The following is a 12,980-nucleotide window of genomic DNA, read 5'->3' as shown; positions in this document are numbered from 1 at the left end:
CCTGAGACCCATTATATCAAAAAATGCTCTCATAAAGCGCAATTATCGCGAGGACTTCTTCCAGGTTCTTAGATATTATGAGTAACAAAAAGAAATAGGTGATACGCATGTCGTTAACAAAAACCTCAACTGCCGTTGAGAAAAAAACAGTCGGCCGACATTCCGCGGTCCTACTGATCGGTGTCAGTCTTGCGCATTTATTAAATGATGCGATGCAATCGGTCGTTCCCGCTGTTTTTCCGTTTTTCCAGCATTCGATGAAGCTGAACTTTGCCCAGATCGGTTGGGTCGCATTTACACTCAACGTGACAGCGTCTGTGCTTCAGCCTTTGATCGGTGCTTACACTGACCGCAGACCAATGCCGATGTTACTACCTTTGGGAATGCTATTTACATTGTTAGGTATGGGGGGAATGGCTATTGCGTCCAGCTTGACCATGCTAATTGTCTCAGCAGCGTTAATTGGTATCGGATCATCGATCCTGCACCCAGAATCTTCCCGTGTTGCACACCTTACTGCAGGTAAGGGCAGGGGACTCGCCCAGTCGGTGTTTCAGGTCGGCGGCAATACGGGACAGGCGTTAGCGCCGCTTTTGGTTGCTTTTGTCATAACCCCTCAGGGGCAGTTGGGTTTTCTATGGTTTCTTTTTCTGGCCTTAGCCGGCATTTTTATTCAGGCTTACGTCGCTAGATGGTATGCTCAACATCTCCAAATAACGGCCAGAACAGAGCGCCGTATTGCTAATAAGGTACAGGATAAGCATAGTAAAAGCTTTGTAGTTTTCGTGCTCGGTGTGCTGATCATGCTTCTCTTTTCCAAATTCGTATACTTGGCCAGTATGACCGGTTATTATGCCTTCTACTATATGGAAAAATACGATCTTCCGCTTGAAAAAGCTCAACTCTCATTATTTGCTCTCCAGTTTGCCGGCATGCTAGGAACGTTGCTTGGCGGCCCGCTGGCCGATCGCTTTGGACGGAAGAAGATCATTTGGTTCTCAATCTTCGGTACGGCGCCGTTCTCGATTCTGCTGCCATATGCCAGTCCTGTAGTTTCCATTTTGCTCTGTTTGGCCGTTGGAGCCATCCTGATGTCGGGTTTCTCCGTCATTATCGTGTATGCTCAAGAGATGCTTCCGGGCAAAGTAGGAACGATCGCAGGGCTCATTTTCGGTCTATCTTTCGGTATGGGGGGACTCGGCTCCGTAGTTTTGGGTTGGATGATCGACCAGACGAACGTGGTCTACGTTATACAACTTTGCTCTTATTTGCCGTTGCTTGGAGTGTTTGCATTTCTGCTGCCCAAGGATGCCAAGCTGATTCGTGAATAAAGTGACGATACAGGTATCTCGACTGGAGTATATTAAATTGGTTTTTTCACTTGCAGACCGTGTTCGAAGTTAAGTGAATTCTAAATACGCTCTGACCGTCAACAACGGTAGTCGATCACGTGGTCGACTGCCGAAACTATATTCTCCCGATAGAATGATACTGGTATTCAAGTCAGACTGTATTTATTAAAGCATTTGTTCTACCATTTCTGCCTTCAAAACATGTAGTTGTATAACACATATTGGAAGTATTCTGCCCGTTAGCTTAATGAATCTGGAGTCGAGATCATTGGGTTACTGGAACACCTTTTGTCTTAAGATCATTAAAATACCACGTCCTATAACCGTCGATCGGCCGCTCCTTCTCTCCCTCCACGCCCGGTCCATAATAAGAGGTTGTATATTCAAAATCGGACCTTTCTTTTTGAGCGCCGAAGAAACGAATGTGGATGTCGGGATATCGTCGATTGTCCTTGGAATAATGTTTGAAATAAGACTCCTCAATCACGGTTTTCTGAAAATCTGGAGAAAGAATAAGCGCTTTTGTCTTGATAAAGACGTCTTTATCAGCTTCCCTATCTGCCTTACGATTTAGAAAATAATTGAACTCTATTTGAGTGGGAGCCATTTGAATTTTTAGATCAGAAATGTCCTTATGCTCAGAAAACACCGTTTTTTTAAAGTCATCCAATTGTTCCGTGGATATAGCTCTGTGGGTCATGCAGCCGGCTAAGAAAAAGACGATTACTACCACGACCGGCACCATTTTACTCATCAGGCTCACCTCCTCTAAATGCAAAGGATAGATCCATGGGCAGTCATAGACCTATCCTTATTCTATAGTAAATTTTATTGGAAATACATCACTCCGCCCATTACCCATCCATTAGCCATCGCATCAAAATGGACGCGGTAATCAATACTGCGCCGCTGACCCCAAGTGGATACGGCGATCCAACGATTGTCATTAACATCGCGGTAATACTTTGTGATCGTCATCCAATGCCACTCATATTCATAGTCGGACCATTTTTTGGTGTTAAGTGTAGCGACAGGTGAATTAATGTTCAGACCGGCTTTAATATAATTTGCAACATTATCAAGAGTAAACGAGGCAGAGTTTGTTACCCCCTTAAGGGCAACTCCACGGTCCCTAGCGAATCTCTCGACATCTGAGGTAAAGTCAGTTCCTGAAGTCTCGCCAAACATACCAGGATCAATATAAGAGTATAGCTTATCCATGTGGGCCACAAAATCCGTTTTGGAATTTGTATTACCAACATACAATTTTCCATATTTTACGGGATCCTTAATCTTGGCAAGGTAATTTGTTAGATTAGCTGCGGCGGTCGGGCCGCAACCCCTATCCTTCTTAGTCGTGGTATCGTACCAATTCTGGTCTCCGCCGTAGCTGTAAGTGTTTGTGGTATATTCGACGGGAACAAACATACCATAGTTACGCTCGACCGTTAGAGCCACGTCTTCTTGCGTGACCGAAGCTGTAGTGACTGTCTGTGCCAACATGTCGCTTATGTGTTTCTTGTTTTCTACTTTACGAATACGTTTAAAGTCTTCCTTTAACTTTTCTTTCGTCTGCTTTACTTTATCTGTGACATCCATGGAGCCCTTAGCTGGATCAAAATAAAAATCCTGACCTTGGTCCGACACTTTAATCAGATAGTCTAATGGGGGAATAAAAACAACCTCGCCCTTGCCATTAGACTTAGCTGCTTTGTCCTTCAGCTTGGCCTTAATTTCACTGAGAGCCTTATCCTGGATATTTATCTCGTAAGTAGCATAGCCATCTTCAATGGCACCAACGGTGATATATCCGATCTCTCGGCCCTCTTCAAGCAATGGGACCATGTAAGCAAAGAGGTTATGATCTAAATCGTACAAGGGAATGAAATCCTTGGAAGCAGTCAGCTTCTTATCATGCGTCTGGAGGTCATTCTTCATGTAGCCCTCTAGGTTGGTTTGTACAATTTTCAGGACATCTGTTTGCTTAAGCAGCTTGGTATTTCCAAGAGACAGATCGTTGCTCGCAAAGGAAACACCGCTGGAGGCAAAAAGAAATAGAAAAGCAACTGCTAGAAGAGCAACCTTTTTAATTAAGATAACTCCGAGACTTTCTGCAATTCGTTTCATAATTTGATCTCCCTCATATATTATTTTAAAAGCCGCCAAATATGCGTTTTCGGTAGCAGTAAAGTCCATCTTGTCATCTGTTCATATATCTCACCCCCCCTGCTATAATGAATGCCTTTTCACATAATATAACAATGGTCGCGTGATTTAGTTTGTAATAAATTCAAGGTTTTCCATTTTAAGGGCAAATAACACAAAAAAGAAGCGGATATAGATCCCGCTTCGTTCTGCTAGAAGAGCTTCATATTATATTGATTACTAGTGTCCTCGGTTATAAGAGTAAATTGTTCTAATCTTGCCGTTCAAGGGGCTGTCCATCGATGATGATGAAGCCATTTCTAAATCATTGTCCCATACATTCCCTTACTTCTAGTTTGTAATAAATATTTACTTTCCATACAACAGCTTATGGTGAATTTACACTTTAAGGTCTATCCTACGTAAACAAACACCTCCACGAAATATAAGGGAAGATCAGTGTCGCTACCGTTTAACATAAGGGGAATTTTGTGTCAATCTACATCGTTTTCGGACATCCTATCATAAAAAATCTGGAATATATCCTGCCCGTTAGTTGAATAAAGCCAGCTGGTCAAAATGATCGGCTGGCTTCTTGTTTTTATTGAGCTATCGTTTTCCCGTTAGTTTGATGAATCGGAACAATGAAAATTGGTAAAATACCTATCCAGTCAATTAAAAATGCCCGGTTTAATACCCAACATACACTTTTGTATGAGTTACTTACTTATAAACTCAACCATCTTCTGATGCAATTCCTTCTCGGAACATTGAAAGATACCATTAAAATCCTGAGGGTTACGGATCAATTTGTTTAAATGGTCTATTCCATATTGTTGAACAACAAACTTCACGAATAGATACGAGAACTGAAAACCTTTCATTGTATCGAAATCCCAGGTATCATTATCTAATTGTTCGAACGTTGGGATCGCTAAATGTTGAATAGCCTCTTTCGTTGTACTCTCAATATAATCCTGAGTCATCAGTTTGGCTTCATATCCACCAATCCCCAGCCTTATCCATTTTGGGGCCGTCGGGTTGATTTCACTTATTAGCCACATGGTGAACAGATGAACTGTTCCTTTGAGAATTGATTGATAGGTATGCTCCGGTCCTGGATTTAATGGAGATACAATCTTAAGAATACTTCCTTCATAGGTACCCATGAACCAATTCGGAGCATCTGCTTCTCCGACCGCTTGGTGAAACGATGGCAAATCAGGATATACTTCAATAGTTACTTTACGTGATGGATGATAATTGTACTTTAACGAGATTCGTTCAATATGATCACTTAGTTCATTGAACAGATCATGGTGTACCTTATTTAGCCGGTTATTTAAACCCTCGTTTTCACTCTTATTAACAATTGAAATTAAATTTTGAATAGACATGATCGTAACACCTCCCCATTCTTTCAGTTCCTTTTTAAGTTTTTCCAGGGCCCTGTAGAGTCTGTTTTTTACTGCACTTTCACGCATCCCTACGATCTTAGAAATTTCAAGCAATGTGCAGTCCACAAAAAAACGTAGTGCAATGATTTCTTGGTCCTTTTCATCTAGCTTTTTTAGCGCAACTCCAATATCAATTCGAAAATCAACATACTTCGTAAATTCAAGGGGGATCGACTGTGATTCATATCCCGTAAAATCAAACGGAGATTCTTTTTTTCGCGATAACCTTCGATATTCGTTTTTCACTGCATTCTGAGCAATCTTGAATATCCACGTGAATAAATTTGATTTACCTTGAAATCGGTGAAGGTTCTCGACAGCTTTTAAAAAAACCTGTTGAGTCAAATCATCTGCAACCATCGGATTCAACTTCAACGAAACTGCCCTGACTCAAACTTAATATATAGGTGAGGAACAAGCTTGCCAAGCTTTATATTTGTCACTTTTTCTCTGCGTAATTCAAAAATCATTTTATACTCATTTTCTTCTGAAAGCTCCCTCATTTCGCCTTCAGAATCAGGAAAGTCATTGGTGTATTTGGGGTATAGATCCCATTTCGACTCAATATTAAGCCAAAGTTGATCCGGAGAATTGTCCTCGTAGTGTTCAAAGCGTATTAAAAGCGTAGCGGGACTTAGACCGAACTTAATGCCATCCAATTGACTTCCAATAAATAAATGAGTTAAAACTTTTTCTGCATACTCTCTATGTTCAACTTTCAATAGAATCACCTCTACCGATAATAACTCAATCTTACTTAATATCCACAACCACACATTTTTACCTTTTCGGAAATCACGCATGAGCACTTTCTATGGGACCATGTTCTTGTCCCCCGACAAATATTTATCCAGTAATCACGGTTTTGTAAAAAATAGACGCAATTGATCTGATATCAAATCAATTGCGTCTATTTATCGTATTAATTAGGCTCTGTTTTTGTAACTTCAATATTAATATCACTCAAAGATACTGCATATCCCTCAGCAGACTCCTCATAAACTCCTACCTGAGTACCAGATGAAGAGTATTTTTTCCATTGCAACTTCCCGCTTGAATTAGCCGCAACTTTATAATTTGTTAAATAGATTGTTGTATTTGATGATACCGATTGAACGGCGCCATATTTTACATTCTTAGTCCATCCTCTTTCCGTGCCCCATGAGCCACCAATTTGAACTTCAATTTTAGATAAAAACGGTACTTTGATCTCTGATTTTCCACTAATGTTAGTTGATACATTCCACTTACCAGATGTGGTGTTTTGTTGTTCATACTGAATCGATCCCGGAGCATTAGTAGAGTTTTGATAGCGGTATATTTCAAGATTCTGATAATGCCAATCCCTCACTGCTTGAGTACTGGGGATATATGTTGAAAAAACATACGTAAAACCATCACCAGTAGGTAGCCCCATTTGACTTACTCTTTGAGAAAGTGGGACAATTTCCGTGGTGTTCCCGTTTAAGCTAGAAGAGTGCTTCATATTATATTGATTACTAGTGTCCTCGGCTATAAGAGTAAATTGTTCTAATCTTGCCGTTCAAGGGGCTACTTTTGTGTCAATCTACATCCTTCCTTGTCACAAATGGATTCATGCCCCAGTAGGAAGTGCTCCTGTTTGTTCAATGGCTTCTCTTTGTCCTTCTTTCCGCGTCATGGCAATAACTTCGTGTCCAGTCTGTACTAATTGCGGCAGCAACAATCTTCCAATAACACCACTTGCCCCAGCAACGAAAATTCACATAAATGTAGACCTCCAGGTTCATTTTTACATTCTATTCTTTTGATATTTTCTGTTATCTTGTTGATAAACCAATGAATCTTCTTTAGACACCATAGTTAGGGATAGAATTCCCATTGCAATAGAGATGAATACCATTGCCAATATTCCTGTATTAAAATGACCCATACGATCATACAAATAACCAGTTAAGAATGGTCCAGACGCTCCAATCAGAAAGCCTATGCACTGAGTCATAGCCGCCCATGAGGCCGCCTCTTCAGGCGAAGTAGTCAGTTCAACCGGAAGCAAGTTGAGCAGTGCAAACAGCATACCCGATCCCAAACCACAAATTAACACAGCAAGCCATAAATAAGTGGAAAAGAAAATAAGTAACAGACCAGCAGCTTGAATCATGGAGGATACGATGAGCCAATTTCGTCTTGAAGGATGTCTTATAAGAAGCTGCTGCACAACGGTACCACTCGGAATTTGTATCAATGCGAACAAGGTAACCATAAGCCCGGCGTGAAGTTTGGATGCACCTGCTCCAATAAGGATTAAGGGAAGCCAACCTAAAAGGGAATAAAATACAAGAGATAACATTCCGAATTGCACAGCTAGAATCCATGCTTTTCCCTTTTGCCAAGGTAGTTCTAACGATTTTCTGTGTGAAACGGTTGAGTTCAGTTTAGAGCTAGAAGGCTGTCGCTTTAGTACATTAAACCATAGCGGCAATGCGAGAATGACAGGTATCACCCAAACCGATAATGACATTTGCCACGAATGAAGCTTCCAATGCAAGGGCGAAGTAAGGCTTGAACCAAGTGCAGCACCCAATGCTAGAGCCATTGAGTAGATTGCAATCATGGAGGGTGCTCTGTCAGCCATATGCTTTTTAATATAACCGGATAACAAGGGTCCCATCATAGCAATACCCACACCGGATAACAATGTAGTGAAAAATAACAATGAAGCGGAATGGATAAACAGGCGTAAAAATGTGCTCCCTCCGATCAGCATCAAGGAGAAGGTGATGACCTGCTCAACCCCCAGTCTTTCACTCAATTTTACAGAGTACGGAGCAAGTATTCCCATACATAACACCGGAATAGAAACGAGTAAGCTGGATACAGCGCCGCTTAGGCCAAGGTCATGTTGAATGTTCGCCAAGACAGGTGCAATAGATGAAACAACAGGTCTGAGATTTAGGGATGCCATAAAAAGTGCTGTAACGCATAGCCAACGATTCAATTCATACTCTTTGCCATTTGGTAGGATTGGTATGGGAGATACACTCTCAGGTGATGGGCTCATCGTTGGTACTCTAAAGCTGTTGGTTCTTCGATTTCTCATGTAATTAGCTTCTTTCTATAGGAATTGGACTTGGTATGATTTATAGTATTCGAATAGCTTCGTGAGATAAGATTCAATCTCATCTTCCACAAACTTAGTAATTGTAAGCCTTCCTTTTCTCCTGGAAGTTAAATCACTTCCCCGCTGCTCTTCTTATAAACCAAATCTTGCCCCTTATTAGAAGCCCGATTGTTCTTATCCAATGTATCGAGTAAATGTACCAAAATGGTATTCGAATGAGCCAGGAAAGACGTCTGATCCATCATTTGATCCGGAAGTTGGACATACGTGCCTGGTTCAATTTCATCACCGCAGTGTTCAATCAGCTTTTTGATGCTGTCATTGCTGCTCTCCAGGTGAAATTGCAGCCCGATCACGTGGCCGTTGTATTCGAACGCCTGATTAGCGCAGCCAAGACTGATTGCAGCCGTCTTAACTTCATCAGGTAATTCAAACGTATCTCCATGCCAGTGAAAAGGAACATACTCCTGCGGAAACTGTTTAAAAACTACAGAGTTCTGAGACTCTGCCGTCATTTTTACAGGATGCCAGCCAATTTCCTTGTACCGATTGCTATATACTTTCCCGCCAAGCGTTTCTGCAATCAATTGTGCGCCCAAGCATATGCCGAGTACCATCTTCTGCTGCCGGATCGTTTCTTTAATAAACGCCTTCTCGCGGACAAGCCATGGAAACTTCTCCTCATCGTACACTCCCATCGGACCGCCCAAAATGACGAGCATATCAAACTCCGACTGAAGTGGGAAATGCGTGCTTTCGTATAATAAAGTGCCCGTTAACTCATAGCCTTTGTCCTTAACCCATTCCGATATTCGTTCAGGCGATTCGAATGGAACATGCTGCAAGTAATGAATTCTCATATTATTCCACTTCCCTAAAGTATTTTTTCGTTTTGTTCAGTGCAAAAAGCAGTTGCTCTACATCCTCTTCCGTATTGTATAAATAAAAGCTGGCACGGGCCGTAGCACTGGCTCCAAAATGTCTCATCAACGGCTGACAGCAATGATGCCCGGCACGAATCGCTACGCCATACGTGTCCAGCACCGTAGCCAGATCATGCGGATGGATCGTGTCCAAATTAAACGTCACCAAGCCAAACCGACCTTCCTCCGGACCATACATCGTTAAATGATCGATTTGTTTCATTCGTTCTACCGCATAGCTGGTCAATTGCTTGTCATGCGCTTCGATAACATCCAAGCCGATTTGCTCAAGAAAATCGATGGCCGCACCCAAGCCAACTGCGCCTGCGATAATTGGCGTCCCCCCTTCGAATTTCCACGGCAGTTCCTTCCAAGAGGCGTCAAACAGACCCACATCCGCGATCATTTCTCCGCCAAATTCGATCGGCTCCATTTGGTCAAGATAAGCCTTTTTTCCATACAACACTCCGATGCCGGTTGGCCCACACATTTTATGTCCCGAAAAGGCATAAAAGTCACAATCCAGCTCTTGCACATCCACCTTGATATGGGGAATGCTCTGCGCTCCATCTACCATGACGACCGCCCCATGCTTATGGGCGATTGCCGCGATTTGCTTCACTGGATTGGCAACACCCAATACATTGGAAATATGTGAAACAGATACGACTTTCGTGCGATCTGTGATCGTCTTTTCCGCCGCTTCGATTGAAAATGTTCCGTCAGCCAGCAGCGGTATATATTTCAACACTGCACCTGTCGCCTTTGCTGCTTGCTGCCAAGGAAGAAGATTGCTGTGGTGCTCCATAGCGGAGACGACAATCTCATCGCCCTCTTTGCATACCGCTCGTGCATAATTGCTGGCCACAAGGTTAATAGATGAAGTTGTCCCGCGCGTAATAATAATTTCCTCAACCCGTTCTGCATGGATAAAGCGGGCTGCTTTCGCCCGCGCTCCTTCATAAGCATCTGTTGCGCGCGAACCTAACGTGTGAACGCCTCGATGGACGTTCGCGTTATTTCGTTCATAATAGTGTTTCAAGGTCTCAATGACCTGAATCGGTTTTTGAGCCGATGCTGCGCTATCCAGGTAGGCGAGCGGATGGCCGTTAACTTTTTGGCCCAATATGGGGAACAGTTTTCTTATGTTAGAAGTATTCAGAATTATCACCCTTTGTTGCTGATCCTAATCAATGCTTGATAATAAGCGCTGATCGTCTTTTCGATATCCTCGTCGGAGTGAGCTGCCGAGACGAAATTTACCTCGTAAGGTGTAGGGGCAGTTAAAATACCGAGCTCCAGCATGGCTGCATAATACGCTTTAAATAACTGCATATTCGAACGTTTGGCGGTATCGTAGTCAACAACCTCCTGCTCAGCAAAAAAAGCTGAAAACATAGAGCCCACCCTGTTTATTTTTAGCGGTATGCCTGCCAGTTTGGCAATTTGTGCAAAACCTTCTATCAATCTGGCCGCTTTTCTATCCAACTCCTCATACACTCCCGGCTCTTCAAGCAATCGTAAGGTTCGATATCCGGCAGCCATAGCGAGCGGATTGCCTGATAATGTGCCCGCCTGATAGATTGACCCGACAGGAGCAACCTGCTCCATAATCTCGCGTTTACCGCCGTAAGCGCCGACGGGCAACCCGCCTCCGATGATCTTACCAAGACAGGTGAGATCCGGATCGATTCCATACAGCCCTTGCGCCCCATGAAAACCTACGCGATATCCCGTCATCACTTCATCAAAAATAAGCAAGCTGCCATACTGCTTCGTAATCTCGCGCAACCCGTGGAGAAATCCGGGAGCTGGCGGGATAACCCCCATGTTGCCCGCAACAGGCTCGACGATAACGGCAGCAATTTGTTCTCCATATTGTTCAAATAAGAAGCGGACGCTGTCCAAGCTATTATAGGGCGCTGTAAGTGTATGGGCAGCAACACTATCGGGTACTCCCGGACTATCCGGCAATCCCAGGGTAGCGGCGCCCGAGCCTGGCTTAATCAATAGCGCATCGGCATGCCCATGGTACCCGCCTTGAAACTTTACGATTTTTTGCCGCTTTGTATATCCTCTTGCCAATCGCAATGCGCTCATCGAAGCTTCCGTACCAGAGTTCACCATACGCACCATTTCAATAGACGGCATACTCCTGCATATCCATTCAGCCATTTTGATTTCAATTTCCGTAGACAAGCCAAAGCTAGTTCCGTGATACGCTGCTTCCTTGATCGCCTCTACCACTTCAGGATGAGCATGTCCAAGAATCAAAGGCCCCCACGATCCGATATAGTCGATAAATTCGTTGCCGTCGATATCGAACACGCGCGCCCCTTGACCTCTTGCCGCAAAAACAGGCGGTAAGTCTACCGTTGAAAATGCACGAACAGGGCTATTTACCCCTCCAGGTATCACTTTTTTGGCTTGCTCGAATGCCGCAATGGAACAGGAATCCTTTCTTTTTGTGCTGAGATTCATAGTTGCTCCCCCTTTAGTTAAAACGCCTTGGCTTCGATAACTACCTTGATGTTTTTTACAGTTAAATCTTGTGGTCCTCTTACAGGCAAACCGACTTCCAGATGCTCATGAATATATCGGATATGTTGTTCTGCTATGACTTCCCCAGGCAGTAAAATAGGAATACCAGGGGGATACACATAAACGGACTCTGCCATGATGCGCCCAGCAGATTGCGCAAAGGGAATGAGTTCGACCTCCCCATAAAAGGCATCTCTTGGCGTCAAAGCAAGTAGCGGAATTTCTGGTAATTTGACATCAATGGCTCCAGCTTCTGCTTTTGAGTTTTGATGAGCTTTGGCAAGTTCAGCTAAGCCGTCCAGCAAGCAAACTACCGTTTCTGTCGAATCACCTGGTGTGATTAAGCAAAGAATGTTGTACAAATCGCTCAGTTCTACTTCAATATTGTAGTGCTTCCGCAGCCATTCTTCCGCAGCATATCCGGTAATGCCTAACTCTCGGACATGTATGGTAAGCTTCGTAGGGTCGAAATCAAAGGCCGCATCCGTCCACAGAATCTCCCTGCCGAAAGAAGCCAGACCGGGAATTTGGTTGATTTGATCTCTGGCGTATTCTGCTAGTTGAATCGCTTTTGCTGCCATTTTTGAGCCATTCAAGGCAAGATGCTTCCGTGCTGCGTCCAGGGAAGCCAAAAGAATATAGGAAGTCGATGTGGTTGTCAGCATGCTAAAGATGGTTTGTACTTTTTCACGCTGAATGAGCCCTTTTTTAATATGGAGCAGCGAGCTTTGTGTCAACGATCCGCCAAGCTTGTGCATGCTTGTTGCAGCCATATCTGCTCCAGCCTGCATAGCTGATAACGGAAGTATGTTATTAAAGTGGAGCAATGCCCCATGCGCCTCGTCAACAAGTACCGGTATGCCGTAATCATGAGCTAAATCAACAATGGCTTTCAGATCGGTACATACACCGAAATAGGTTGGATTGATCACGAGTACCGCTTTGGCATCCGTATGTCTTTCAATTGCCTTCTTCACTGAACGAACAGAAATGCCATGATCGATCCCCCATCGTCTGTCTCTCTCGGGTGTGACGAATACAGGTTTAGCTCCAGCAAAGATGATGGCAGATAAAATCGACTTATGCAGGTTGCGCGGCACAATAATTTTATCGCCCGGCCCACACACAGACATAATCATCGTTATAATCGCACTACTCGTTCCTTGCACGGAAAATAATGTATAGTCCGCGTCAAAAGCATGGGCAGCCATGCGTTGGGCTTCGTCAATCACGCCAGTAGGCTGGTGCAAATCATCCAATGGCGCAATATTGATCAAGTCAATGGACAGGGCATTTTCGCCCAGAAATGTTTTAAACCCGGCTTCCATCCCTTCTCCTTTTTTATGGCCTGGTATATGAAAAGGAATCGGGTTTCGATTCGCATGCTCAAGCAAAGCAGTAAACAATGGCGTACGGTGATGATCCATATTGTTGTTCAATTCCTTTCAAAACGAGATAGCAA

At 43.5% G+C, this 12,980-nt stretch carries 11 protein-coding genes and 1 pseudogene; 1 reads left to right on the top strand and 11 read right to left on the bottom strand.

Going from position 1 to position 12,980, the window contains the following annotated elements; genetic code table 11:
* Nucleotides 1-107: 107 nt before the first annotated feature.
* Nucleotides 108-1,331 carry an MFS transporter gene (locus KJS63_RS00255; RefSeq protein WP_213617453.1) on the top strand — a complete coding sequence of 408 codons (1,224 nt, stop codon included), beginning with the start codon at nucleotides 108-110 and terminating at the stop codon, nucleotides 1,329-1,331.
* 286 nt (nucleotides 1,332-1,617) lie between these two features.
* Here KJS63_RS00255 and KJS63_RS00250 read toward each other — a convergent pair whose 3' ends face one another.
* From KJS63_RS00250 to KJS63_RS00200, 11 genes and pseudogenes are all read right to left on the bottom strand, one after another.
* Nucleotides 1,618-2,106 (bottom strand): hypothetical protein, encoded by a 489-nt coding sequence (locus KJS63_RS00250; RefSeq protein ID WP_213617452.1) that lies wholly within the window; start codon nucleotides 2,104-2,106, stop codon nucleotides 1,618-1,620.
* 74 nt (nucleotides 2,107-2,180) lie between these two features.
* Entirely contained in the window at nucleotides 2,181-3,479 is a 1,299-nt protein-coding gene (locus tag KJS63_RS00245) for a C39 family peptidase (protein WP_213617451.1), read from the bottom strand.
* A gap of 737 nt (nucleotides 3,480-4,216) precedes the next feature.
* Nucleotides 4,217-5,314 (bottom strand): RNA polymerase sigma factor, encoded by a 1,098-nt coding sequence (locus KJS63_RS00240; protein ID WP_213617450.1) that lies wholly within the window; start codon nucleotides 5,312-5,314, stop codon nucleotides 4,217-4,219.
* An 11-nt stretch (nucleotides 5,315-5,325) separates the two neighbouring features.
* Nucleotides 5,326-5,676, bottom strand: coding sequence for a hypothetical protein (locus KJS63_RS00235; protein WP_213617449.1), 351 nt, complete (start codon nucleotides 5,674-5,676; stop codon nucleotides 5,326-5,328).
* 200 nt (nucleotides 5,677-5,876) lie between these two features.
* The gene (locus KJS63_RS00230) at nucleotides 5,877-6,371 is read right to left on the bottom strand and encodes a hypothetical protein (protein ID WP_213617448.1); all 495 of its coding nucleotides are present in this window, start codon (nucleotides 6,369-6,371) and stop codon (nucleotides 5,877-5,879) included.
* Between the two features lie 189 nt (nucleotides 6,372-6,560).
* A pseudogene (locus tag KJS63_RS00225) lies at nucleotides 6,561-6,695 on the bottom strand (NAD(P)H-binding protein); the annotation flags it as partial.
* A gap of 30 nt (nucleotides 6,696-6,725) precedes the next feature.
* Nucleotides 6,726-8,033: an MFS transporter gene (locus KJS63_RS00220; protein ID WP_213617447.1), complete on the bottom strand. Its 1,308-nt coding sequence runs from the start codon at nucleotides 8,031-8,033 to the stop codon at nucleotides 6,726-6,728.
* Nucleotides 8,034-8,161: 128 nt separating this feature from the next.
* On the bottom strand, nucleotides 8,162-8,914 hold the full coding sequence (locus tag KJS63_RS00215) for a type 1 glutamine amidotransferase (protein WP_213617446.1): 753 nt from the start codon (nucleotides 8,912-8,914) through the stop codon (nucleotides 8,162-8,164).
* A 1-nt stretch (nucleotide 8,915) separates the two neighbouring features.
* Complete coding sequence (locus tag KJS63_RS00210; RefSeq protein WP_213618279.1) at nucleotides 8,916-10,139, bottom strand: cysteine desulfurase; 1,224 nt, start codon at nucleotides 10,137-10,139, stop codon at nucleotides 8,916-8,918.
* Nucleotides 10,140-10,144: 5 nt separating this feature from the next.
* Entirely contained in the window at nucleotides 10,145-11,458 is a 1,314-nt protein-coding gene (hemL, locus tag KJS63_RS00205; RefSeq protein WP_213617445.1) for a glutamate-1-semialdehyde 2,1-aminomutase, read from the bottom strand.
* Between the two features lie 17 nt (nucleotides 11,459-11,475).
* Entirely contained in the window at nucleotides 11,476-12,945 is a 1,470-nt protein-coding gene (locus tag KJS63_RS00200; protein ID WP_213617444.1) for an aminotransferase class I/II-fold pyridoxal phosphate-dependent enzyme, read from the bottom strand.
* Between the last annotated feature and the right edge of the window lie 35 nt (nucleotides 12,946-12,980).

Source organism: Paenibacillus sp. J22TS3 (genome assembly GCF_018403205.1).
GTDB classification, from domain to species: domain Bacteria; phylum Bacillota; class Bacilli; order Paenibacillales; family Paenibacillaceae; genus Fontibacillus; species Fontibacillus tuaregi.
This window is presented reverse-complemented; position numbering and strand designations above follow the sequence as displayed.

What these genes read in the sequence shown, in the direction of transcription:
- KJS63_RS00240 (WP_213617450.1), bottom strand. Translation starts at nt 5,314, where the DNA reads ATGGTTGCAGATGATTTGACTCAACAGGTTTTTTTAAAAGCTGTCGAG.
- KJS63_RS00220 (WP_213617447.1), bottom strand. Translation starts at nt 8,033, where the DNA reads ATGAGAAATCGAAGAACCAACAGCTTTAGAGTACCAACGATGAGCCCA.
- hemL (WP_213617445.1), bottom strand. Translation starts at nt 11,458, where the DNA reads ATGAATCTCAGCACAAAAAGAAAGGATTCCTGTTCCATTGCGGCATTC.
- KJS63_RS00230 (WP_213617448.1), bottom strand. Translation starts at nt 6,371, where the DNA reads ATGGGGCTACCTACTGGTGATGGTTTTACGTATGTTTTTTCAACATAT.
- KJS63_RS00215 (WP_213617446.1), bottom strand. Translation starts at nt 8,914, where the DNA reads ATGAGAATTCATTACTTGCAGCATGTTCCATTCGAATCGCCTGAACGA.
- KJS63_RS00245 (WP_213617451.1), bottom strand. Translation starts at nt 3,479, where the DNA reads ATGAAACGAATTGCAGAAAGTCTCGGAGTTATCTTAATTAAAAAGGTT.
- KJS63_RS00200 (WP_213617444.1), bottom strand. Translation starts at nt 12,945, where the DNA reads ATGGATCATCACCGTACGCCATTGTTTACTGCTTTGCTTGAGCATGCG.
- KJS63_RS00255 (WP_213617453.1), top strand. Translation starts at nt 108, where the DNA reads ATGTCGTTAACAAAAACCTCAACTGCCGTTGAGAAAAAAACAGTCGGC.
- KJS63_RS00250 (WP_213617452.1), bottom strand. Translation starts at nt 2,106, where the DNA reads ATGAGTAAAATGGTGCCGGTCGTGGTAGTAATCGTCTTTTTCTTAGCC.